38 protein-coding genes are annotated in these 18,437 nt (G+C 70.4%); 34 read left to right on the top strand and 4 right to left on the bottom strand.

Going from position 1 to position 18,437, the window contains the following annotated elements; all coding sequences use genetic code 11:
• Positions 1-54: 54 nt before the first annotated feature.
• The 19 genes from ACFY0F_RS23755 (at position 55) to ACFY0F_RS23665 (ending at position 8,720) form a co-directional block, all read left to right on the top strand.
• Positions 55-927, top strand: a complete 873-nt coding sequence (locus tag ACFY0F_RS23755; protein WP_388797654.1) for a hypothetical protein — start codon at positions 55-57, stop codon at positions 925-927.
• Entirely contained in the window at positions 899-1,618 is a 720-nt protein-coding gene (locus ACFY0F_RS23750; RefSeq protein ID WP_388797651.1) for an ATP-binding protein, read from the top strand. The genes ACFY0F_RS23755 and ACFY0F_RS23750 overlap by 29 nt, the downstream gene beginning before the upstream one ends.
• On the top strand, positions 1,618-1,908 hold the full coding sequence (locus ACFY0F_RS23745; protein ID WP_388797648.1) for a hypothetical protein: 291 nt from the start codon (positions 1,618-1,620) through the stop codon (positions 1,906-1,908). The genes ACFY0F_RS23750 and ACFY0F_RS23745 overlap by 1 nt, the downstream gene beginning before the upstream one ends.
• Positions 1,908-2,234, top strand: a complete 327-nt coding sequence (locus ACFY0F_RS23740) for a hypothetical protein (protein ID WP_388797645.1) — start codon at positions 1,908-1,910, stop codon at positions 2,232-2,234. Before ACFY0F_RS23745 ends, ACFY0F_RS23740 begins: the two co-directional genes overlap by 1 nt.
• Complete coding sequence (locus ACFY0F_RS23735; protein ID WP_388797642.1) at positions 2,231-2,536, top strand: hypothetical protein; 306 nt, start codon at positions 2,231-2,233, stop codon at positions 2,534-2,536. The genes ACFY0F_RS23740 and ACFY0F_RS23735 overlap by 4 nt, the downstream gene beginning before the upstream one ends.
• Positions 2,533-2,967: an HNH endonuclease signature motif containing protein gene (locus tag ACFY0F_RS23730; RefSeq protein ID WP_388797639.1), complete on the top strand. Its 435-nt coding sequence runs from the start codon at positions 2,533-2,535 to the stop codon at positions 2,965-2,967. Before ACFY0F_RS23735 ends, ACFY0F_RS23730 begins: the two co-directional genes overlap by 4 nt.
• The gene (locus tag ACFY0F_RS23725; protein WP_388797636.1) at positions 2,964-3,188 is read left to right on the top strand and encodes a hypothetical protein; all 225 of its coding nucleotides are present in this window, start codon (positions 2,964-2,966) and stop codon (positions 3,186-3,188) included. Before ACFY0F_RS23730 ends, ACFY0F_RS23725 begins: the two co-directional genes overlap by 4 nt.
• Positions 3,189-3,228: 40 nt before the next feature.
• Positions 3,229-3,756 carry a hypothetical protein gene (locus ACFY0F_RS23720; protein WP_388797633.1) on the top strand — a complete coding sequence of 176 codons (528 nt, stop codon included), beginning with the start codon at positions 3,229-3,231 and terminating at the stop codon, positions 3,754-3,756.
• A complete protein-coding gene (locus tag ACFY0F_RS23715; protein ID WP_388797630.1) occupies positions 3,753-4,019 on the top strand; it encodes a hypothetical protein in 267 nt (88 codons plus the stop codon). Before ACFY0F_RS23720 ends, ACFY0F_RS23715 begins: the two co-directional genes overlap by 4 nt.
• Before the next feature lie 40 nt (positions 4,020-4,059).
• On the top strand, positions 4,060-4,455 hold the full coding sequence (locus tag ACFY0F_RS23710) for a hypothetical protein (protein WP_388797627.1): 396 nt from the start codon (positions 4,060-4,062) through the stop codon (positions 4,453-4,455).
• 78 nt (positions 4,456-4,533) lie between these two features.
• Positions 4,534-5,424, top strand: coding sequence for a hypothetical protein (locus ACFY0F_RS23705; protein WP_388797624.1), 891 nt, complete (start codon positions 4,534-4,536; stop codon positions 5,422-5,424).
• Between the two features lie 229 nt (positions 5,425-5,653).
• A complete protein-coding gene (locus ACFY0F_RS23700) occupies positions 5,654-5,905 on the top strand; it encodes a hypothetical protein (protein ID WP_388797621.1) in 252 nt (83 codons plus the stop codon).
• Positions 5,906-5,957: 52 nt separating this feature from the next.
• A complete protein-coding gene (locus ACFY0F_RS23695) occupies positions 5,958-6,179 on the top strand; it encodes a hypothetical protein (RefSeq protein ID WP_388797618.1) in 222 nt (73 codons plus the stop codon).
• Positions 6,176-6,670 (top strand): hypothetical protein, encoded by a 495-nt coding sequence (locus tag ACFY0F_RS23690; protein ID WP_388797615.1) that lies wholly within the window; start codon positions 6,176-6,178, stop codon positions 6,668-6,670. The genes ACFY0F_RS23695 and ACFY0F_RS23690 overlap by 4 nt, the downstream gene beginning before the upstream one ends.
• Positions 6,663-6,965, top strand: coding sequence for a hypothetical protein (locus tag ACFY0F_RS23685; RefSeq protein WP_388797612.1), 303 nt, complete (start codon positions 6,663-6,665; stop codon positions 6,963-6,965). Before ACFY0F_RS23690 ends, ACFY0F_RS23685 begins: the two co-directional genes overlap by 8 nt.
• Before the next feature lie 14 nt (positions 6,966-6,979).
• The gene (locus ACFY0F_RS23680; RefSeq protein ID WP_388797609.1) at positions 6,980-7,357 is read left to right on the top strand and encodes a hypothetical protein; all 378 of its coding nucleotides are present in this window, start codon (positions 6,980-6,982) and stop codon (positions 7,355-7,357) included.
• 46 nt (positions 7,358-7,403) lie between these two features.
• A complete protein-coding gene (locus ACFY0F_RS23675; protein WP_388797607.1) occupies positions 7,404-8,036 on the top strand; it encodes a hypothetical protein in 633 nt (210 codons plus the stop codon).
• 139 nt (positions 8,037-8,175) lie between these two features.
• Positions 8,176-8,460: a hypothetical protein gene (locus tag ACFY0F_RS23670; RefSeq protein ID WP_388797604.1), complete on the top strand. Its 285-nt coding sequence runs from the start codon at positions 8,176-8,178 to the stop codon at positions 8,458-8,460.
• Positions 8,461-8,477: 17 nt separating this feature from the next.
• Positions 8,478-8,720: a hypothetical protein gene (locus ACFY0F_RS23665; protein WP_388797601.1), complete on the top strand. Its 243-nt coding sequence runs from the start codon at positions 8,478-8,480 to the stop codon at positions 8,718-8,720.
• Positions 8,721-8,770: 50 nt separating this feature from the next.
• Here the strand turns inward: ACFY0F_RS23665 and ACFY0F_RS23660 are convergent, their stop codons facing one another.
• From ACFY0F_RS23660 to ACFY0F_RS23645, 4 genes are all read right to left on the bottom strand, one after another.
• Positions 8,771-9,025, bottom strand: a complete 255-nt coding sequence (locus ACFY0F_RS23660; protein WP_388797597.1) for a hypothetical protein — start codon at positions 9,023-9,025, stop codon at positions 8,771-8,773.
• A gap of 134 nt (positions 9,026-9,159) precedes the next feature.
• A complete protein-coding gene (locus tag ACFY0F_RS23655; RefSeq protein ID WP_388797594.1) occupies positions 9,160-9,693 on the bottom strand; it encodes a GIY-YIG nuclease family protein in 534 nt (177 codons plus the stop codon).
• Positions 9,690-10,112, bottom strand: a complete 423-nt coding sequence (locus tag ACFY0F_RS23650; RefSeq protein ID WP_388797591.1) for an NUDIX hydrolase — start codon at positions 10,110-10,112, stop codon at positions 9,690-9,692. The genes ACFY0F_RS23655 and ACFY0F_RS23650 overlap by 4 nt, the downstream gene beginning before the upstream one ends.
• On the bottom strand, positions 10,109-10,744 hold the full coding sequence (locus ACFY0F_RS23645; protein WP_388797588.1) for an NUDIX hydrolase: 636 nt from the start codon (positions 10,742-10,744) through the stop codon (positions 10,109-10,111). Before ACFY0F_RS23645 ends, ACFY0F_RS23650 begins: the two co-directional genes overlap by 4 nt.
• 591 nt (positions 10,745-11,335) lie before the next feature.
• Between ACFY0F_RS23645 and ACFY0F_RS23640 the strand changes: the two genes are divergently transcribed.
• The 15 genes from ACFY0F_RS23640 to ACFY0F_RS23570 all read left to right on the top strand — a co-directional run bounded on the left by ACFY0F_RS23640 (position 11,336) and on the right by ACFY0F_RS23570 (position 18,350).
• Positions 11,336-11,770: a hypothetical protein gene (locus ACFY0F_RS23640; protein ID WP_388797585.1), complete on the top strand. Its 435-nt coding sequence runs from the start codon at positions 11,336-11,338 to the stop codon at positions 11,768-11,770.
• A complete protein-coding gene (locus ACFY0F_RS23635; RefSeq protein ID WP_388797582.1) occupies positions 11,767-12,015 on the top strand; it encodes a hypothetical protein in 249 nt (82 codons plus the stop codon). The genes ACFY0F_RS23640 and ACFY0F_RS23635 overlap by 4 nt, the downstream gene beginning before the upstream one ends.
• A gap of 5 nt (positions 12,016-12,020) precedes the next feature.
• Positions 12,021-12,224 (top strand): hypothetical protein, encoded by a 204-nt coding sequence (locus tag ACFY0F_RS23630; protein WP_388797578.1) that lies wholly within the window; start codon positions 12,021-12,023, stop codon positions 12,222-12,224.
• Complete coding sequence (locus ACFY0F_RS23625; RefSeq protein ID WP_388797575.1) at positions 12,221-12,439, top strand: hypothetical protein; 219 nt, start codon at positions 12,221-12,223, stop codon at positions 12,437-12,439. Before ACFY0F_RS23630 ends, ACFY0F_RS23625 begins: the two co-directional genes overlap by 4 nt.
• On the top strand, positions 12,436-12,654 hold the full coding sequence (locus ACFY0F_RS23620; protein WP_388797572.1) for a hypothetical protein: 219 nt from the start codon (positions 12,436-12,438) through the stop codon (positions 12,652-12,654). Before ACFY0F_RS23625 ends, ACFY0F_RS23620 begins: the two co-directional genes overlap by 4 nt.
• Before the next feature lie 168 nt (positions 12,655-12,822).
• Complete coding sequence (locus ACFY0F_RS23615; protein ID WP_388797569.1) at positions 12,823-13,041, top strand: hypothetical protein; 219 nt, start codon at positions 12,823-12,825, stop codon at positions 13,039-13,041.
• 42 nt (positions 13,042-13,083) lie between these two features.
• On the top strand, positions 13,084-13,311 hold the full coding sequence (locus ACFY0F_RS23610) for a hypothetical protein (protein WP_388797566.1): 228 nt from the start codon (positions 13,084-13,086) through the stop codon (positions 13,309-13,311).
• A gap of 6 nt (positions 13,312-13,317) precedes the next feature.
• Positions 13,318-13,470, top strand: a complete 153-nt coding sequence (locus ACFY0F_RS23605) for a hypothetical protein (protein WP_388797563.1) — start codon at positions 13,318-13,320, stop codon at positions 13,468-13,470.
• A gap of 35 nt (positions 13,471-13,505) precedes the next feature.
• Positions 13,506-13,676, top strand: coding sequence for a hypothetical protein (locus ACFY0F_RS23600; protein ID WP_388797560.1), 171 nt, complete (start codon positions 13,506-13,508; stop codon positions 13,674-13,676).
• A gap of 89 nt (positions 13,677-13,765) precedes the next feature.
• Positions 13,766-13,927 carry a hypothetical protein gene (locus ACFY0F_RS23595; protein WP_388797557.1) on the top strand — a complete coding sequence of 54 codons (162 nt, stop codon included), beginning with the start codon at positions 13,766-13,768 and terminating at the stop codon, positions 13,925-13,927.
• Positions 13,928-13,991: 64 nt separating this feature from the next.
• On the top strand, positions 13,992-14,195 hold the full coding sequence (locus ACFY0F_RS23590) for a hypothetical protein (RefSeq protein ID WP_388797554.1): 204 nt from the start codon (positions 13,992-13,994) through the stop codon (positions 14,193-14,195).
• A gap of 99 nt (positions 14,196-14,294) precedes the next feature.
• Positions 14,295-14,498 carry a hypothetical protein gene (locus ACFY0F_RS23585; protein WP_388797551.1) on the top strand — a complete coding sequence of 68 codons (204 nt, stop codon included), beginning with the start codon at positions 14,295-14,297 and terminating at the stop codon, positions 14,496-14,498.
• Between the two features lie 22 nt (positions 14,499-14,520).
• Entirely contained in the window at positions 14,521-15,819 is a 1,299-nt protein-coding gene (locus tag ACFY0F_RS23580) for a hypothetical protein (RefSeq protein ID WP_388797548.1), read from the top strand.
• Positions 15,816-16,283, top strand: coding sequence for a hypothetical protein (locus ACFY0F_RS23575; protein ID WP_388797545.1), 468 nt, complete (start codon positions 15,816-15,818; stop codon positions 16,281-16,283). The genes ACFY0F_RS23580 and ACFY0F_RS23575 overlap by 4 nt, the downstream gene beginning before the upstream one ends.
• Before the next feature lie 6 nt (positions 16,284-16,289).
• Positions 16,290-18,350 carry a hypothetical protein gene (locus ACFY0F_RS23570; protein WP_388797539.1) on the top strand — a complete coding sequence of 687 codons (2,061 nt, stop codon included), beginning with the start codon at positions 16,290-16,292 and terminating at the stop codon, positions 18,348-18,350.
• The last annotated feature ends 87 nt before the right edge of the window (positions 18,351-18,437 follow it).

Here is an 18,437-nt window from a genome sequence, read left to right as displayed (position 1 = left end):
ACCAGCAGCACACCACCAACCCATCCGCACGCCGCTCCCTGAGAGAGAGACCCCATGGGCTACAAGCTCCGCCGCCAGCTGCGCGAGGCGCTTGGGCCGGGCATCACCGGCCTGCAGCGCGCCGTCGCGCTGGAGATCGCCGACGACGCGCACGAGGACACCCGCCGCAGCTGGGTCGCCCTTGAGGATCTCGCGCGTTGGACAGGCGCCAAGGACGCGGTGGTGGTCCGGAACGCGCTTAAGCGACTGGCCACGGCCGGCTGGGAGTTCCGGGTTCCGATCGGCAAGGGCAAGGACGGCCGCACCCTCTACGCCGTACCCGGCATCCGGATGACGTTCATCGTGCCGCCCTTCGAAGAGGTAGCCACGGCTACTCCTAAGGGGGAGCCACCGCTACCCCAAGGGGTAGCCACGGCTCACTCAGAAGGAGCCACGGCTCACTCTGAAGGAGCCACGGCTACCCCCTTCTCCTCAGACTCCTCAGCTCCTCAAGGAGAAGAAACATCTACGCAAGGGGGAGCCCTGGCTACCCCTTCTGCTGCGGCCCGCGAAATCACCGCCGACGAGAAGCTCGAATACGGACGCTTCTGGCACGCCCACCCGAAGAGCAAGGACTACGACAAGACCCTCGGCGCCTGGACCGAAGCCGTCATCGGCGGAGCCGACCCCAAGCAGATCACCGCTGCCGCTCTCGCCTACGCCCACGAAGTGATCGGCAAGGACTTCCAGTACGTCAAGCAGTCCGCCAACTGGATCCGCGACCGCCGCTACGAGGACAAGCACGCCCCCGGCCCCACACCCGGTAGCAAGCCGCAGCTCCGCTCCGTCGGCAGCAACCGCCACGAGCACTACCAGCAGCCCGAAGACCTCTCCGTCTATCAGAACGGATTCAGCAGCCATGCCCGACCCCAAGCCGCTGGCGAGTGAGACCGTCATGCAGCGCATGCAGCAGATGCTCGAGGCCCGCGGCCTCGGCCACATCACCGCCGGCCCCATCGACGACCAGCCCACCCCCGACGAGCCCGGCCACCCCGAGTACCACCGCCGCCAGCGCGCCACCATCGCCGTCAAGCGCTGGACGACCGCCACCCCGTACCGCTATCAGCAGGCCACCACCACCCACCTCCAGGTGATCGCCTGGGCCGACCGGGTCATCGCCGACCCGCGGACCGCCGGGATCCTGTTCCTCACTGGCCCGTTCGGGACCGGCAAGACCCACGAGGCCTACGGCGCGCTGCGTCGCATCGCCGAAGCCGGGCCCGACCGCTTCGAGTTGATCGCCCTCACGGCACCGGACATGTACGCGCTGATGCGGCCCGGCGGCAGTGAAAAGGGACCCGAGTACGAGGTCAAGCGGCTCATGCGCATCCCTCTGCTGCTGATCGACGACCTCGGCACCGAGAAGATCAGCGAGTTCACCGAGGAAGCCACCTACCGGATCCTCAACGAGCGGTACAACGAATGCCGCCCGCTGATCATCACCAGCAATCTGCCCGTCGCGAACCCCAACGGCCCGGACCTCAAGGACCAGCTAGGGCAGCGCATCACCTCCCGGCTCGCGCAGACCACCACCGTCGTTGCGATCGGCGGCAACGACCGTCGGCTCGGGGCCGCGTGATGGACACCAACGACCCCCGCATGCAGACCGTCGACTGCGCCATCGCGCGCATCAGCTACGCGCAAGGCAAGAACGGCATCGAGATCGCCGAACAGTGGATCGTCTCGCACGTTGAGGCGCTGCTCGCCGTGACCGCTGGCCGGGCGAAGAACCCGATGGCGTTCCCCGGTTACGGCGAAGGCACCTCCGAGGAGACGGCGCGCCGCATCGTTGCCCGGCTGCTCGACGCGGGATGGCGTCCACCGGACACCGAGTGTCTCAACCTCCCTGTGACGCTCGGGGAGGGCTAGTGAGCGAGCCGGACGAGATCGACGTCGAGGACATCAAGGCCGTGCGCGCCGAGGGACGGCAGGAACTGCGGGCGCTGATGCGGGCACAGATCGCCATCGGCAAAGCCCGCCGCGAGCCGCCACCCCAGCCGATAGCCCCGAAGCCGCCCGGTCACCGGCCCGGCGCCTGGCCGGCAGGCACCAGCCCACCCGGTCCGCCACCCGAGTGGAGCATCCCGAAACGCGTCTGGGACCAAGCGATGCGCCACCACAGCAACGAGATCAACCGCCCTGACCAGCCCTGCGACTGCGGCAACTGCCCGCCCGACACCGAGGAGAACCGATGAACCGTCCGCCCGCCGCCCCCATGCCGCTCGAGGTCCGCAACCTGATGCGCGCCCGCCAGCACCCGGCCCGTGCCATCGACTGCCCGCACTGCGGCGCCCACGACCGCGACCCCTGCAAGACGATCTCCGGCCGCCGACTCCTGACCGAGCCGCACCCGGCCCGCGTGTCCGCCTGGGCGCAGACCACCGCCTGCTGCCCGGACTGCCAGGTCGAGCCGACCGTGCCGTGCCACGACGAGGGCCGCGCCCGGACCACCGTCCACGACCGCCGCTACCAGGAAGCACAGGAGACCGCCGCATGAAGGTCACCGCTGAAGAGCGCTTCTGGTCGAAGGTCGAAAAGACCGCGACCTGCTGGCTGTGGACGGCCTACAAGAACGCCAACGGGTACGGGCGTTTCAACTCGGGCGGTCGTCACGGCCGCATCGTTTTCGCGCATCGCTGGGCCTACGAGCAGCGCTTCGGAGCGATACCTGAAGGCCTCGCTCTGGACCATCTCTGCCGTGTTCGGCACTGCGTCAACCCGGAGCATCTGGAACCGGTGACGAGCCGCACGAACACCATGCGCGGCGAAACCATCGCCGCCCGCCATGCGACCAAGACCCACTGCGACAACGGGCACGAGTACACGCCGGAGAACACCCGGATCAGTACTGGCGGAAGGCGGTGCTGCCGCGCCTGCGTCCGCGAGTTCAACCGCGCCCGGCGCGCACGGAAGGCGGCAGCCCGATGAGCGATCAGAGCCAGACCGCCTACGACCGCCTCATGGCCGAGACGATCCCGACCCGGCCCGACGCCCCGCCCCCGCCGATCCGGCCCTGGACGCCGGAGGAGCAGGCCCAGCACTGGGCCGATCTCCAGGCCGCCATCTCCGGATGGCACTGGGAGGACGACACCAGCCTCTCCGCCAAGCGCCGCCACCTCCGGCTCATCCGCCAATCCGAAGCCGCCTGAGCCATTCCACTCACCGCCCAACCCGCCGACAGGAGTCAACGTGAATACACCCCTTACCGGCCAGCAGATCGCCCAGTACGAGGCCGCGGTCACCGCCTACCAGCAGCACGTCCCGACCGGGTTCGCCTGCTGCTCCGCCCACCCGGCCGCCGACGCTGCTGCCGCGCTGCTCGCCGAAGTCCGCCGCCTCCGCGCCGAACTCGCCGCCGAGCGTGAGCGCTACACGGCCGGACTCCGCCGCGCCGACGACCACGTGAACGCCATGTCCGAGGAGCTGAAGCGCTACGCGGACGGCAAGGAGCAGCCGGTCCTGTGGTCGGTGTACAACGCGATGCACAGCCGCGCCGCCACCGCCGAGGGCCGCGTCGCCGAGCTGGAGCGCCAGGCCGCCACGCCCCGCACTATCACCGAGTCCGAGTACAGCCGGGCCTGGCACGCCATCGAGGGCGCGGCCGGCGAGGAGGGCGCCGACCCGGGGACCGTCCTGAACGCCGTCCTCCGCGCGCTCGGCATCGACGCCCCCGCCGCTGTCCCGGCTGCTGCCGCGAACGAGGACGGTGACCAGTGAGCGCGCCGCAGTGGGGCATCACCGACCAGCAGCGACAAATGCGCGCCGCCGCGGAGACCGGCTTCACGGACTACCCGCCGTTCGTCGGCAAGGTTCTCTGCCCGGCGCGCGAGAAGTGCCCGGCCGGGCTATCGGTCTTCACGCCGCTTGCCAATGGCCGCCTGCCGATGCACAGGGACACGCTCGGCTACCCCTGCCCGGGCGCCCGGAAGAAGCCGACCACCCCGCCGCTGCAGCTGCGGCCCGCAGACGGGCCCGCGTGAGTCCTGCGGCCCGCACCCACACCCCAGCAAGGAGACCCCGATGACCGACGACGCCCACGTCCAGCACACCTGGCAGCTCGCCCACCCCGACGGCGACGAGATCACCATCGACCTGTGGACCGATGGTTACACGGTCCGCGTCGACGGCGGACCCGACGACGGCGACCAGCGGGAGGGTGGCCGAGCGGACGTCGACCACCTGCTGACGAAGTACCAGGCGGCCGGGTACCGGCTGGTCCGCGACTACCCGGTGAACGAGGCCGAGGCGCACGACGATGTCCCCGAGGGCGACGACCCGGAACCGCACGGCCGGCCCGAGCACTGCCCCGAATGCGGCGACCCCGTCGCCTACGACCCCCGCTACAGCGACGACTTCCGCGAGGGCGCGGCGTGGCTGTGCACCGGCTGCAAGTGGGGCCAGTGGCTCACCGCGTGACCGCCAACGCCACGGCCGGCCCGCAGTCGAGTTGCGGGCCGGCCGGGCACCCCGATCATCCCACTTCTGGAGTTGACCATGAACCAGACCGACCCGACCGCCGCCCACTTCTGCGGCAACTGCGAAGGCATCGACCCAGACACCTGCCTGTTCAACCCTGACCGGCCGCGTGCCGCCGCGTCTGCCGTGGCGGCCCCGCCGACCGACCCGGCCGCCGTCGAGGCCGCGGTCGAGCAGGCCGTGTACGAGTACCGCGAGCAGACCTGCCAGTGGGAGGAGACGGACGGCAGCACGCAGGCCATCGCCCGCCTCGCCACACGAGCCGCACTCCGGGCGATCAGGCAGGACGGCGAGGCCGCCGTCACGCCGCCGCCCGCGCTCACCGAGGTGGGCCGTCTCCGCGCGCGGGTCGAAGTCCTGCGGCAGGACGCCGAGCGGGACCGGGGCTTGGCCAAGGTGGGCGCGCGGTGCATGCGTGTCGGCCACCAGGGGCTGATCGAGGAGGGCCGGATCGTCCTCGAAGGGTGGCGCTTCGCCCTGTCGACCGCGCTCGACCTGGGCACCGGGGCGCCGTGGGAGGCGATCCACGAGCGGGTGAAGGAACTGGCCGCCGAGGCGCAGCAGCAGCCCGCCACCGAGACGCCCGGCCGCCGTGAGACCGTCGAGTACTTCGTCCAGAGCCAGCAGCCCGACGGCACCTGGGAGCAGGCCGGCGGTGTGACCACCGACCCGGAGTTCGCTGCCCAGCGTCTCGCCGCGCGCCGGAAGATGATGCCCGACCTGGAACTCCGGATCGCCGAACGCACCACCACGGTCAACGTGCGTGCGCTGCCCGGCTGCCTCGCCTGCCGCCACTGGATCTGCGACGGCAACGGGCCGTGCGGGGCGCTGCTTGACGCGTGGCAGCGATGCACCTGCGCCGGGCCCGCCCCTGTGGTGCAGCAGCCCGCGGCAGCCGACGACGCCTGACCCGCCACGCCCCGGCTGTCACCGTGCGGGCAGCCGGGGCCGCTCCGCCCGTCTGATGCCCCACAGCGGCCACAGACGGCCGCAGGAGACGCGCACAGCCCCTCCGGCGAACTTGCCGTTTCCCGCCCTCATAGCGGGCCGTAGACGGCCTAACCCCCGCCAGAAGCTCCCGAGCCACCCCGAACCCCCTGAACGCCAGCCACAGCCCCACACAGAAACGAGGACCCAAATGCACAGCCACGCCGAATGCGGCAAGACCTGGACCGGCCTCCGCCGCGCCCACTGCCCCGCCTGCCACGAAACCTTCAACAGCGACAGCGCCGCCGAAAAGCACCGCGTCGGCAAGTTCGGCGTCGACCGCCGCTGCGTCGACCCGGCCAGCGTCGGCCTCGTCGCCGTCGAACAGCCCTGGGGCACCTGCTGGCAGGCCCCCGGCAGCGACCTCCGGTTCACCGCCGACGAGGCCGCAGACGCCGCCTGACCTGACCCCCGGCCGCCCCCACACGGGGCGGCCCCCACCCACGGAGCAGCCCATGCCCATCGAACCCGGCCAGACGTACCGAAGCTGCGACCCCCGCGGCGGCCCCCGCATCCGCATCAAGTCCCTCGCCCCCGGCGGCAGCCGCGCCCACGTCGTCGACGCCGTCACCGGTAAACGCCCCCGCTGGGTCCTCGCCGCCGCCCTCCACGAGTCGCCCACCACGCGCGACGGGCAGCCCCGCCGCACCGGATACGCCCTGGAGCAGCCCGTATGACCGGCCGCAAGACCGCATCCACGATCACCGACACGGAACTCGACCAGCTGTACGCCCGCCTCGACCAGGCCGAAACCGAAGCCCGCTGGCACGCCGAGGCTGAGTCCGCGGACATCGCCGCCGGCTCCTACGCCGGACGCGTCGAAGAACTCCAAGCCGCCATCACCCGCGTCCGCGCCGTACACCAGCCGATCAGTCGCGCCGGATTCCTCATCTGCGCCCACTGCTCCGGCTGGAACGGCATCCGCTGCATCGGCCTCGTCCGCGACTACCCGTGCGACACCATCGCCGCCCTCGACGAGCCCGCACCGACCGGGGCAGCGACCCAAGCGACCGACGGCTGGGAGCAGCAAGAGGACGGCACCTGGACGCTGCCGATCAACAACGGCGGCGGCGTACTCACCACGCCTGCCACCACCACGCCAGACGAACGCGCCCGCTTCGCCACCGCATGGCCGAAGACGACCGACAAGGAGCAGCCCCATGCTTGACCTGACCGCCAGCGGCCCCGTCCTCATGCACAACTGCGCCCTCTACCAACACCAGGCCGCCATCGTCCAAGCCCACCACGTCTGCCCAAAATCCTGGTTCGAGCACGCCGGGAAGCCGATCGTCACACCGCTCATCGCGCTCTGCCCCACCTGCCACGTCAACGCCCACGCCGCCATCGACGGCATCCTCGCCGGCCGCGACGTCACCGCCATCCCACGCCGCTCCGTCGCCCTCGCCCGACAGGCACTCGCCATAGCCGCGCAGCAGGGACTCACCCCGACACCCACCCTATGAGGAGAGCAGTGACCATGGGCATCAACTACTACGTCCACACCCCCGCCTGCCCCAACGCCTGCGAGCACTGCTCTGCCTCCGAGGAACTCCACCTCGGCAAGAGCAGCGGCGGCTGGCGATTCCTCCACCAGGCCGAGGCTGACTGGCCCCGCGACCAGGCGTACAGCCTGTGGCTCGAACGCGCCAAGTCCGGGGAGATCCGCGACGAGTACGGGCGGACCGTCACCCTCGACGAACTGCTCGCCAAGATTCAGGCCAAGCAGAACGGGCGCAGCCACACGGCCTACGACCCCGAGGAGCGCCGCGTCCACGGCAGCGCCCTGTACGACAGCCTCCGCCAGTCCGACTTCGACTGCGACGGCTACGACTTCTGCGACCGGTACTTCTCCTGATCCGCCGTCCCTGAGCCCCGCCCCGCCCGCACCAAGGAGCACCGCCGTGACCCTCGACGAAGCCCCCGCCCGCATCTGCATCGTCTGCCTGGCCGCCCTCTACGACGACGAGCCGCAAACCTGCCGCCGCTGCACCGACCGGGCCGACCAGAACCTGAGGGCGCTCGCCGGCCCGGACGGGCTGTACGCGCGGCTCGCCGACTCGCTTCACCCCGGCTCCGGTGCGGGAGGGCCGGCGGTGTCCGGCAGCCGCACCGCACCCCTGCCCCTGCGGCTCAGCCCGCTCTCGCTGGCCGCGCGCGGGGGAGTCGTCACCGTCCTGCAGACCTGGATCGTCGACTGGCACGACCTGCTCGGCTACCGGCACCCGCGGTGGGAGGGTGACCTGCAGCAGCAGCTGGACCAGGCTGTGAAGCGGCTCCGGGTGCTCCTGCCGTGGGCCGCGGAGAGCCATGGCGCCTTCGACGAGTTCAGCCGGGAGGTCGCGCAGTTGCGGCGGCAGTGCGAGGCGGCGACCGGTGGCGAGCGTGGAGCTCGGTCCTTCGGCGTCACCTGCGAATGCGGCGCCACCCTGAAGATCACGATAGAGAGCCCCGGGAAACGCTGCCAGAAATGCGGCACCCAGTACGACCGGCGCGCGCTCTTCGACCTGCAGCTCGCAGCCAGGCGGGCGGCCTAGCGGTACCTGCCCGCGGCGTTGAGGGCGGCCGGCCCGTGGGCGCACCTTGGAACGTTCCTAGGTGCGCACGCCACGGGGGTGTGCGCTGTGCGCTACGGTGAAATCACGCTCCAAGAATTGTGCGGGCCAGGAGGCGACGATGAGCAGCGAGCCGTGGACCATCCAGTCGATCCGCGACGCCCTCGGCAACCCTGCTCTCGCCCAACGGTTCCTTGGCGAGATCAACCGAGCGCCCGCGCACGAACTGCTCACCGTGTTCGCGAAGTGGCAGGGCATCGCCCAGCGCACACTGGACGCGGTGAAGCGCGGTCGGGAAGCCGCCGCTATCGAAGCGGCAGGCGGGGACGTCCCCGGCGAATGGCATGACATCACGGACCGTGTTCTTGAGGAAGCTGCCCGAATCCGGTCACGCGGCGCCGCCTGACCTGACACGATTACGGCGTGTACGCCCTCCGCTGCGACGCCGTAAACCAGGCAATCTGGGACGGCCTCCCCGACGAAGCCCGCGAGCGCCTCGCCCTCGCCTTGGCCGCAGCCTGCGACAACCCCCTCGCAGCCACCCAGCCGTATGGCGAAGACGACGGGATCATGCGCACCCTCGTCACCGGCGACATCCTGGTAGTGATCTACCTCGGGCACCAGACAAAGACCCTGCACATCTTCCAGATCGACTACCTCGGCTGAACCACGAAGGCGCCCACCGCAACCCGCGGTGGGCGCCTTCACGCATGCCGTCAGGCGGCTTCCTCCACCGCGGGCGGCTCGGCCGGCTTCCGTCCGGCGAGCACCTGCCGGATCCAGCCCGCCGACAGCCCCATCCGCGCGGCCAGCTCCTCCACCGGCACCCCGCGCCGGTTCGCCGCCCGCAGCATCCCATTCCGCCGGGCCTGCATCCGCTCCCGCGCAGCCCGGCCCGCCACCGTCCTGTGCAGCACCACCGCCGCGTGCAGCAGCAGCCGGCCCGCCGTGTCGTTCCACCAACGCCTCACGTCGTCCCCCTCGCGTCCAGTGCGACCCCGCTGACAGTCCACGGTCAGGGAGTGCAGGCGGAGCGACAAGGGCGCGAACCAGGCGCATGCGAAACGCCCCCAGCCGGGGCCGGGGGCGTCGGGTGGTGCTGAGGTCAGGCGGTGGGCTCGTTCGCCTTGATCTCGTTTATGGCATCCGTTACGACGGTCACCGGGTCGCCCAGTTCCCGCAAGTCGAACCACTCGCCGCGGTGGCGGTACCTGGCGAAGCGCTGGTGGAGGGCCTGCTCGTAGTCGCCCTCCACGGACCACATCAGGTAGAGGTCCATCGGCTGCCCGGTCTGGAGGACTTGCAACCGACGCTTGGGGTCCTTGGCAATACCGATCTTCACCAAGTCAGAGCCCGCAGCTGCGACCAGATAGGTGTGAGGCTTTCCGGTGGCCGATACCCACTTGGGGGAGCGGGGACGAGCGGTGAAAGAGCGGATCGGCTGGGGTACAGCCCGCACCGGCTCCGGAAACGGAATGCCCTCTCGGGCGTAGGCCCGCCGCCGCGTCTTCTCGTCGACTGGCAGACGCGGAAGCGACTCGCTGGACTGAGCGGACATCCACTGCCGGATGTGCCACCAGGCTGGACGGTCGAACGTCTCCATGAAGTTGGGCTCGTCGTCTTCCATGAGGTCGATCAATGCGCCTCCTCGGCGTGGGCGATGGTGTTGTCGAGGTACTCCTGCACCGGCTCGAACAGCCCGTAGGGCACGTACTCGGGGATCTCGCCGAGCGTCACCCAGGCGACGGCGGCCAGCTCGTCGGCATCGGCGACGTGCGCCTCCCCATCGATCACGCGGCAGGCCGTGTAGCTCATCTCCCGCCCGGTCTTCGGGTGCACCCGCTGACCGATCAGCCGGATCGCCTCCGCCTTGACGCCCGTCTCCTCAAGCGTTTCCCGCACCGCGGCCTCTTCTGGCGTCTCGCCGTCCTCGATGCCGCCGGCCGGGAACTGCCAGGACAGCTCGCCCTCTTTCACGCGGCGCCGGACCATCAGTACGCGGTCCCCATCGGTGATGATCGCCGCGGAGATTCCCGGCTTCGTCGTCGTCTCGGTCATGCCAGAGCCTCCAGTGCTTTCAGAACGGGCGGGTAGATCCGGTCGGTCGGGATGAATCGGGTCAGGCTGTCGATCGGCACCCAGGCCGCGTCGAGGTTCTCCACGGCGTCGACGTTGCGCGCCTCCCCGGCCAGGTACTCGCAGAGTTCGTAGATGGCGAGGACTCCCGTCACGGGGTGGACCCGGGTGCCTAGATGCTCGCGCACAGAGCAGTGAACTGCCGTCTCGGCGAGCGTCTCTTGCACTGCAACTGCACTGGGGCTGCCGCCCGGCTTGATGACGCCGGCCGGGAACTGCCACGACAGGGAGTCCTCGCCGCGGCGACAAACCAGCAACACCTCGCGGCCCCGCACCACCACGGCGATGGCCACGCGCATCGCCTGCGCCTGGGCCGCGCCGTCAGGGTTGAGCAGCGCATCGAACCGACGGCGCTCGGCTGGAGTTGCCTGCTCATGCAGCGTGTCCAGTGCCCGCTGCATCTCCCGGCGCGGGACCGTGGCCGGGGTCGCATGCCATGCCGCGACCGTCCGGACGGCCACGCCGAGCAGACGAGCGAACTCCTCATTCGTGGCCCTCATAGCGGCCTGGAGCGCCGTGGCGTGCCTACCGCTCCACGTCTCGATCACGTCCACCTAGGCCCCCGGCCTCCCGTGTGTGACTGCACTGCAGTTGCCGCGCTACATGCACCGCGGGATCGTCGCGACGCATGCCTCGGGCGAGTTGACTCAAGGGCACAGCCAACCCGCCGAACCAAGGGAGGCGATCTAATGCAGCTCGGCCGTTGAATCACTCGTCGTTGACGCCGGCTTGGACCAAGGTCCGATGGGCGGTCGCTCGGGCAGCTTCGAACCCGGGCGCCGCATGTACCAGCGCATGAACTCGCGCAGGACTTGGCCCCTGGGGCTCCGTCCTGTGGGATGCATCGCCCGCGCTGCAGCCTCGAAGGACTCCCATTCGTCATCCGAGGCCCGGAAGCGTCTTGGGGTGTCGTACTCGGCGTCGGGGCTCATAGCACAGAGGTTAAACGCTTGTGGCCACGAGCGGCAAGGAACCAGACACGCATTCGTAGCCACAAAAATCTTCGCGCGCCCGCTTGCTTTGTGGCCACAAGGCGGCCTAGGTTTGTAGCCACAAGGTCGCCCCGGAAACGAGGCAGCCCCGCCTGGTGCGCCAACACCAATGCGGGGCTTGGGTCCGCCCTTCCCTAGCAAGGAGACCGAACCATGAGTCATACCCTACTGCCCGCTGAGCGTGCAGTCAGCCTGACCCTTGAGGCAGAGGTGCTGACGGACGCCGACACCGGCATCCCGTCCCTCGTCGCCTCAACCGACCCGCAGCTGCACGACCTCGACGACGTGTCGCCGGCCCGCCTCCGCGAGATGGTTGCCGCGGCCCGCGAGCGCTTGGTCGAGTTCGAGCGCCTGGCCGACGAGTACGAGGCCCGCGAGACGCTGCAGGCGCTCCTCGCCGAGCACGGCGTGCAGATGGAGGAGTGGGACACCGCCGCCCTCGACCCGAAGCTGCGTGAGCGGTTCGTGGCGTTCGCGATGGTCCACCACGAGATGCAGCGGCTGGTCGTCGTCCCTCAGGGACAGGACCCGATCGCCCGTTTGGCGGCTGTGCGCGATCTGATCGCGGACATGCGAGGTGCCGCATGAGCACCGACATCCCGACCCCGACGACGACCCACCTCGCCTCGCTGGCTGCCGTACTGGCGTCGGCGTCGGACCGTGAGTCCCGGATCCGGCTGTTCTCCGAGTTGGCGGACGAGGCGTTCGTCTGCGCGGTGGAGGCGCCGACCGAGGAACTGCGGCAGTTCTGGGGGAGCCTGCACGAGGGCTTCTACAGCGACATGCGGACCCTGGTGGACCCGCCGAAGCCGAAGCGGCGGTGGTTCCGGTGAACGCCATGTCTGACGCGGACCGCCGCGCCCATGAGTTGGCCTCCTACGTCCGTGCCCCGCGCAAGGTGCTTGACTCTTTCCCCGCCGGTGGCCCGCGCGGTTCGTGGCCGGCGGAGGAGTTCGCGGCGGAGCGTCGCCGTGAGGGCCTGGCCGCCGAGGTCGTCATGGACCTCAAGTCCGACAGCTACCTCGTGGTGGTGGCGCCGTGACCGCCTCCTACACCCCGTTGCACGACCCGGAGAAGGACGTGCACTACGGTGTCCCGCCGCTGCAGCAGGCCATCGGCCAGGCCTGGAGGGTTCTCGACGAGAAGGGCCGCGCGAACATCCACGACCAGGACGAGATGATCCGCGCGGCCGTCGGCCTTCATCACGTCCTGCGCGACCTGCTCGCCGCCCTCGATGCTGAGCGGGGCGAGCGGTGAGCGGCGAGCGGGAGCGTCTGCGGCTGCTGCAGGCGACGGCGCAGGAGATCGTGGCTGGCCTGCCCGCCTGGGATGGTGAGTCGCCGTCGGTGCTGGTGACGTTCACCGACCCGGTGACCCGGCAGCGTCTCGGGCACTGGTTCGTACCGGCCACCGCGGAGCCCCAGCCCCGGCCCGGCGCCCGTCACCTGCGCGCGGTACGGGACGCGTCGTGACCGCCGCCGAGTATGCGGAGCTGCGCAGGAAGCTCGCCGAGCTGAACAAGGCGAGCAGTAACCGGCCCAAGTAGGGCCCCCGATCGGCCGCGGGCGGTGCCACCCACGCCCATACCGCCCGCGGCACCACCTTTCCCATCCCGGATTGACCAGCCGAGGAGATCAGTCATGCCCAAGCACGTCTACGCCGTGAACGCGGTGCTCGACTTTCCGATCAACGGTTCGTTCGGTCGCGCCACCCGGCACGGCCACATCGAGACGGCCATTCCTGCAACGGCGGACGGCCTGAAGGGCGCCATCGCCAGGGACGCAGCCGAGCGGTTCGGCATTGAGCCCGACCAGGTGACGTTCGCCGAGTTCACGTTCACCGAGCTCCCCACCGCCTGACCATCCCGCCCCAGCCCCATCTGACCAGTGAGGACCACGCCCATGCTCACCCTGATCTCTTCCGAGGACCCGTTCGAGGCGGTCGTCGCCAAGGCCGAGGCCGCCGTCCGTGCCGGCTACATCGCCGACTACCTGACCGCCCTGCGCACCGGCGACGTCGTGACGCTCAACCAGATCGCCTACGAGGTCGAGCTCCTCGACGCCGCCCACCCCGGCGAGCCGCGCCTGATGGACGAGATCCGCGGCCTCCACCTGCCGGCCGCCGCCTAGACCGCCGTGGCGGCGGTCCACCCGACCCGCGACAAGGGCCGCCGCGCCTTCGACTGGTCGTGCGACTGCGGCAAGGGCAGCGGCCCGGTGCCGACGCCGGCCGAGGCGAACGCGCAGCGCGAAGAGCACCAGCGCACCCAGCACGACCAGCCCCGCTGACCGACCGTCAATCCAACCCGAGAGAGGAGCCCGTCATGGGCCTGTTCAAGAACGAGACCGGCAAGCCCTGCCAGGCCTGCGGCCACCCGACCACCAAGGACGACCCCGCCGTCCGCACCAAGGAAAGCGGCGCCCGCATCCACAAGAGCCACACCACCACCCCCGGTAACGGCTTCTTCGGCGAGAAGACCAAGCGCTTCAGCTGACCGGCTGCCCGCCGGGCCCGTCCCGCACGGACCCGGTCGAGGGGAACCGCGATCAGCGACTCCGCCAACCGATCTGAGAGGACCCCGCCATGCCCAAGCCCCGCAAGATCACCGAGGTCGACGTCAACGGCAAGACGCAGTACCGCGTCGAAGGCGACACCCAGCCCCAGCTTTACCCCACCCAGGCCAGGGCCGAGGAACGCGACCGGACCATCAACCGCAACGAGCGGATGCGCAACCGCAACAGCTGACCAGCAGCCCGCGGCCCGCCCGCCCCACTGAACAGCAACCCGACTCAACCCGAGAGGACACGAGATGGCCCGTACCGAAGGCAAGACCCGCGCCGAGCGCCGCGCCAACGTCAAGGCGCTCAAGGCGGCCGACGCCGCCCTGCACGCCAACCAGCGCCGTGAGGAGGCCGCCGGGATCCGCGAGGAGACGCCGGAGTACCAGCGGCTCAACGCCGCGGCGAACAAGGCGGCCGACAAGGTGTCCCGCTGGCGCGGCGGCCACCGCTAACCCCCAGCCCCGGCCCAGCCGCGACGGCGCCGGATCGAATGCGGCCCGGGGCGCCAAACCCGACCCCCACTATCCGTTCCGACCCCCAGTGAGGTCGTCATGAAGCGTTACATCCGCTGGTCGCTGCTCGCGGCCTACCTGATCGTCGTCGGTCTGTGGCCTACGGCCGCAGCCCCGATCGCCGCCGCCTTCGCCGGCATCGCCGTGATCGTCGCCGCGATTCCCGGGCCCGTACTGCTCGGCATCGGCGCCATCGCCTGGCTCAAGCACCGGCCCGCCCCCGCCAAGACCGCCACCGCCTGACGCACGAAAGGACTGATCGACCGTGACCGCCGTGCCCGTCGAGAAGAAGATCAACGGCCATGAGCCGCGGTTCGACCCGCGCGCCCTGGCCGAGGCGGAGGCGATCCGGACCCGCGCCGCCGCCGAAGCCGAATGCGCCCGCATCAAGGCCCAGGGAGAAGCCGACGCCGCCCGCACCCTCGCCGCCGAGCAGGCCGAGGAGCTCCGCCTGGCCAACGAGCGCAAGCGCATGCGGCTGGAGAAGGACCAGGCCGACCACGACGCCTACCTCGCCAAGAAGGCGGCCGAGGCCGCCAAGGCGAAGGCCGACGGGGAACGGACAAAGAAGGCCGAGGCCGAGCAGGCCGAGCGCGATGCTCAGGCTGCGGCCGAGCAGGAGCGGTCCGAGCGGTACTGGAAGTGGGGCGCCCGCGCGATCTACGCCGTTGGCCTCCTCATCGCCGCCCCGGTGCAGTTCCTCGACTTCTGGGACCCGCACCGCAAGTTCCTCATCGCCGCCCCTGCCCTGCTCGAAGGGTTCGCGCTCGTCCTCGCCTGCGGTGCCGCCTGGGCCGTCGCCCACCGGCGGGATGTGCTGCCGTACCGGATCGGCATCATGCTCGGCGCCGCGATCGCAGCCACCATCAACCTGCGCGGCGGCATGACGAACCCCGACATCGGCTTCAACGCGGGGCTGATCGGCGCCATCGCTTCCCTCGGCGGGCCGATCGTTCTCATGGCCTACGAGCACGGCATCGCGCAGAAGGCCGACGGCATCCCGTCCTGGCGGGAGAAGCGGGCGGTCGACCGCGCCAAGGCTGAGGCGGACGCCGCCCGGGAGAAGGCTCGGGCCGAGAAGAAGGCTGCCGAGGAGAAGGCGGCGGCCGAGAAGGCGGAGCAGCAGCGGCGCGTCGAGGAGGAGCAGAAGCGTAAGGACGCTGACCGGAAGTCGGGCCATGAGCAAGTGTGGAAGATCGCCGAGGCGATGCGTTCGGCACGCGGATCCGCGGTCGTCACCGAGCAGATTTGGGCCGACGCCTGGTACCGCGTCACCGGTTCCAAGGTCGTCGGCATCACCCCGGAGATCGAGGAGCTGACGCAGTCCGCGCAGTGGCGGATGAAGGCCGTCGCCGACGCGCCCATAAAGGGTCCGTTGTCGCTGGTTGATTCCCAAATCAAGCGTCACCAGAAGAGGGACCCGGAAGCCCCCGACGGACGCCGCAACAACGGCGGTACTCCGCCCGTCCGTCGCGCAGGAGACACCCAGCCGTACAGCGAAGGGGCCAGGCGCCAGATCGGCCGCGAGACGGCCGCTCGGAAGGCAGAGGAGAAGTCCGAATGACGGGCCTCGCCTACGTCCTGACCCACCCCGGATTCCGGGCGGTGAAGGTGGGCTGCACCACCTCCAACTCGCGTCGTCTGGAGTACTTCGGTCGACGCGGCTGGGAGCCCTACCGAAGCCTCGCCGTTGCCACCCGGAGCCTCGCCCGGCAGATCGAACAGGCGACCCTTTTCGAGATCAGGTTTCACCTCTACGTGCCGCACTACCTCACTGAGAACGAGATGCGATATGGCGGGTGGAGCGAGACCTCAAGCCTGGGCCTGATCACCGCCCGTGAGGTTTGGGACGTGGTCTGCGAGCAGGCTGCCGCGCTGGCCCTGAGCACCACGATCTGCCGAGCCGTCGACCGCCGTCGCCACAACGGCGGCACGCCGCCCCGCCGCACTCCCGGCGACGCACCCGCCCCGCACCCTGTCGCCCGCACGCAGGCCCGCCTCGAGCGGACCATCGAGAAGAAGGACTGACCCGTCATGGCTACCCCGACCACGACCCAGCAGTCCGCGGCCGTGCCCGTACAGCCGGCCACGCCCGGCCCGGTTCCGACGGCCGTCAACAAGCAGCCCGCCACCCCACAGCGGCAACTGCCCGCCTGGATCCACTCCAAGGCCGCGCTCGCCCGGCGGACCGCCAGCGCGGTCGGCCACCACCCGACGGTCATCTGGATCGGCTGGACCGCGCGCGGCTGGTGGCACATCGCCCGCATCGAGCACGACAAGATGGTCGGCGACTACCCGCAGATGATCCGCACGGCCCGCGCCCAGGTGCAGGCGTCCAAGGGCGACATGACCAAGGAGGCTCAGGCCGAGGCGGTCGTGCAGCGGCGCACCGCCCAACTGAAGGAGCGCCGGAACCGCTACCTCATCACCCGCGGAATCGGCGCCGCCCCGGTCGCCGCAGCCGCAACCTACGGCGTCGTCGAAGGCGGCCTGTGGATCACCGCCCTGTACGCGATGGCCACAGTTGCCGCCGGGGTATGGCGGGGCCGGCCCCGCGGCGTCGACCCCGGCACGGTGCAGGTACACGGCGAGGACGGCGACCCGTTCCCCATCGCCGACGCCCGCACCCGCACCGAGGCCGCCGAATGCGTCCGCCGCGCCCTCGCCTCCGAAGGTATCCAGGTGAAGGAAGTCGACGCCAACCGGCGCCACGACTGGGGCTGGGAAGTCACCGTCCACCTCGCCAAGGGCAAGCCCGCCGACATCGTCACCAAGGCCCCCGACCTCGAGACCCCGCTCGACCTGCCCGAGAACGGCCTGCTCTGCCAGCCAGTCCGGGCCTCCCGCGGCCGGGTCGTCCTCCGCCTCGTCCAGTCCGACCCGTTCGCGAAGATGCCCGGCGCCCCGGAGCGGAAGCCCAACGGCTGCCGCATGCGGGACAAGCAGATCGTTGCCTACCGCATGGACGGCAAGACCTTCGACGTGTCGATGCTCGGCGTGCACGGCATCGTCATCGCCTCCTCCGGCGGAGGCAAGTCCGTCATCCTGCGGACCCTCGCCGACACGCTGACCGCCTGCTCCGATGTCCTCGTCGGCGACCTCGACCCCGGCGGCAACGGTCTCGCCCCGCTCGCCGAGGCCCTCGGTGTCCGGGCGATCGGGCTCGACGCCATGGGGGAGATCGAGGCGATCCTCGACCAGGCACTGAAGATCGCGAAGGCGCGGCCCGCCCTGTTTCACAAGCTCGGCATGAAGGAGAACTGGGAGCCCACCCCGGAGCGGCCGGCGATCGTCCTGTTCATCGACGAGTACCCGCAGCTGTCCGACCGGGCCAAGGAACTCGCCGTCAAGATCCTGCAGACCGGCCGCAAGAGCCGTGTGCAACTCGTTCTGGCCGCGCAGGAAGCCACCAAGGACGCTATCGGTAAGGCCATCGCCGACTCGATCGCCCTGAAGATCGTCGGCCCCAGCAGGCACCAGGACGTCGTCCAGGTCTTCGGAGCCGGCGCCATCGGCGACGGATGGCGGCCCGACCGCCTCGACCCGGCCGAAGGCGACGCCGTCGGCGACGACCTGCGCGACGCCTCCCAGGCCTACATCCGAGGCTGCGGCAGCAGGGAACCGCTGAAGCACAAGTTCCTGTTCCTCGACGGCAAGGAAGGCCGACGCCGGGCACGGGAGCGGGCCGCTGCCGGGCGCCCCACCGTGGACGCCGAGTCCCTCGCCGCGGCAGGCATCGACCACTTCGGAGCCACAGAAGCCGACAGGCTCCGCACCGACCTCCCGAAGATCGTGATGATGGTCCGGGGTGCGTTCGCCGCAGCCGACGACCCGAAATTCCTGTCGACGCTGCAGATCTGGGAGTACCTCGCCGGTCACGACCCGGACACCTGGGCGCTCAACCTGTTCGGCGACGACGAGATCAAGTCCCGCAGGACCGCCGCCCAGCGGGTGTCCGCCGAACTGAAGAAGGCTGTCGACGCCATGGGACTGGACATCGACATGGCGACCGTTCAGGTCACCGGCGGGGCCCGCGGCTACCGACTCGACACGATCAAGCAGATCACCGGCGAGAGCCTCGCCGACGCCGCCTGAGGGTCGTGACGGGGTTGTGACGCCGCAGGTCAGGGTCGTGACGCAGGTCGTGACGGGGTCGTGATAGCCCGCTCGAGGCTGTGACCC

Source organism: Streptomyces sp. NPDC001544, assembly GCF_042894285.1.
Taxonomy (GTDB): domain Bacteria; phylum Actinomycetota; class Actinomycetes; order Streptomycetales; family Streptomycetaceae; genus Streptomyces.
Note: the sequence above shows the minus strand (reverse complement) of the source record. Positions and strands in the feature narration are given on the sequence as shown.

What these genes read in the sequence shown, in the direction of transcription:
- ACFY0F_RS23680 (WP_388797609.1), top strand. Translation starts at nt 6,980, where the DNA reads ATGGGCATCAACTACTACGTCCACACCCCCGCCTGCCCCAACGCCTGC.
- ACFY0F_RS23640 (WP_388797585.1), top strand. Translation starts at nt 11,336, where the DNA reads ATGAGTCATACCCTACTGCCCGCTGAGCGTGCAGTCAGCCTGACCCTT.
- ACFY0F_RS23600 (WP_388797560.1), top strand. Translation starts at nt 13,506, where the DNA reads ATGGGCCTGTTCAAGAACGAGACCGGCAAGCCCTGCCAGGCCTGCGGC.
- ACFY0F_RS23685 (WP_388797612.1), top strand. Translation starts at nt 6,663, where the DNA reads ATGCTTGACCTGACCGCCAGCGGCCCCGTCCTCATGCACAACTGCGCC.
- ACFY0F_RS23670 (WP_388797604.1), top strand. Translation starts at nt 8,176, where the DNA reads ATGAGCAGCGAGCCGTGGACCATCCAGTCGATCCGCGACGCCCTCGGC.
- ACFY0F_RS23735 (WP_388797642.1), top strand. Translation starts at nt 2,231, where the DNA reads ATGAACCGTCCGCCCGCCGCCCCCATGCCGCTCGAGGTCCGCAACCTG.
- ACFY0F_RS23755 (WP_388797654.1), top strand. Translation starts at nt 55, where the DNA reads ATGGGCTACAAGCTCCGCCGCCAGCTGCGCGAGGCGCTTGGGCCGGGC.
- ACFY0F_RS23710 (WP_388797627.1), top strand. Translation starts at nt 4,060, where the DNA reads ATGACCGACGACGCCCACGTCCAGCACACCTGGCAGCTCGCCCACCCC.
- ACFY0F_RS23585 (WP_388797551.1), top strand. Translation starts at nt 14,295, where the DNA reads ATGAAGCGTTACATCCGCTGGTCGCTGCTCGCGGCCTACCTGATCGTC.
- ACFY0F_RS23730 (WP_388797639.1), top strand. Translation starts at nt 2,533, where the DNA reads ATGAAGGTCACCGCTGAAGAGCGCTTCTGGTCGAAGGTCGAAAAGACC.
- ACFY0F_RS23595 (WP_388797557.1), top strand. Translation starts at nt 13,766, where the DNA reads ATGCCCAAGCCCCGCAAGATCACCGAGGTCGACGTCAACGGCAAGACG.
- ACFY0F_RS23615 (WP_388797569.1), top strand. Translation starts at nt 12,823, where the DNA reads ATGCCCAAGCACGTCTACGCCGTGAACGCGGTGCTCGACTTTCCGATC.
- ACFY0F_RS23635 (WP_388797582.1), top strand. Translation starts at nt 11,767, where the DNA reads ATGAGCACCGACATCCCGACCCCGACGACGACCCACCTCGCCTCGCTG.
- ACFY0F_RS23695 (WP_388797618.1), top strand. Translation starts at nt 5,958, where the DNA reads ATGCCCATCGAACCCGGCCAGACGTACCGAAGCTGCGACCCCCGCGGC.
- ACFY0F_RS23630 (WP_388797578.1), top strand. Translation starts at nt 12,021, where the DNA reads ATGTCTGACGCGGACCGCCGCGCCCATGAGTTGGCCTCCTACGTCCGT.
- ACFY0F_RS23610 (WP_388797566.1), top strand. Translation starts at nt 13,084, where the DNA reads ATGCTCACCCTGATCTCTTCCGAGGACCCGTTCGAGGCGGTCGTCGCC.
- ACFY0F_RS23745 (WP_388797648.1), top strand. Translation starts at nt 1,618, where the DNA reads ATGGACACCAACGACCCCCGCATGCAGACCGTCGACTGCGCCATCGCG.
- ACFY0F_RS23650 (WP_388797591.1), bottom strand. Translation starts at nt 10,112, where the DNA reads ATGACCGAGACGACGACGAAGCCGGGAATCTCCGCGGCGATCATCACC.
- ACFY0F_RS23705 (WP_388797624.1), top strand. Translation starts at nt 4,534, where the DNA reads ATGAACCAGACCGACCCGACCGCCGCCCACTTCTGCGGCAACTGCGAA.
- ACFY0F_RS23690 (WP_388797615.1), top strand. Translation starts at nt 6,176, where the DNA reads ATGACCGGCCGCAAGACCGCATCCACGATCACCGACACGGAACTCGAC.
- ACFY0F_RS23700 (WP_388797621.1), top strand. Translation starts at nt 5,654, where the DNA reads ATGCACAGCCACGCCGAATGCGGCAAGACCTGGACCGGCCTCCGCCGC.
- ACFY0F_RS23590 (WP_388797554.1), top strand. Translation starts at nt 13,992, where the DNA reads ATGGCCCGTACCGAAGGCAAGACCCGCGCCGAGCGCCGCGCCAACGTC.
- ACFY0F_RS23570 (WP_388797539.1), top strand. Translation starts at nt 16,290, where the DNA reads ATGGCTACCCCGACCACGACCCAGCAGTCCGCGGCCGTGCCCGTACAG.
- ACFY0F_RS23575 (WP_388797545.1), top strand. Translation starts at nt 15,816, where the DNA reads ATGACGGGCCTCGCCTACGTCCTGACCCACCCCGGATTCCGGGCGGTG.
- ACFY0F_RS23725 (WP_388797636.1), top strand. Translation starts at nt 2,964, where the DNA reads ATGAGCGATCAGAGCCAGACCGCCTACGACCGCCTCATGGCCGAGACG.
- ACFY0F_RS23750 (WP_388797651.1), top strand. Translation starts at nt 899, where the DNA reads ATGCCCGACCCCAAGCCGCTGGCGAGTGAGACCGTCATGCAGCGCATG.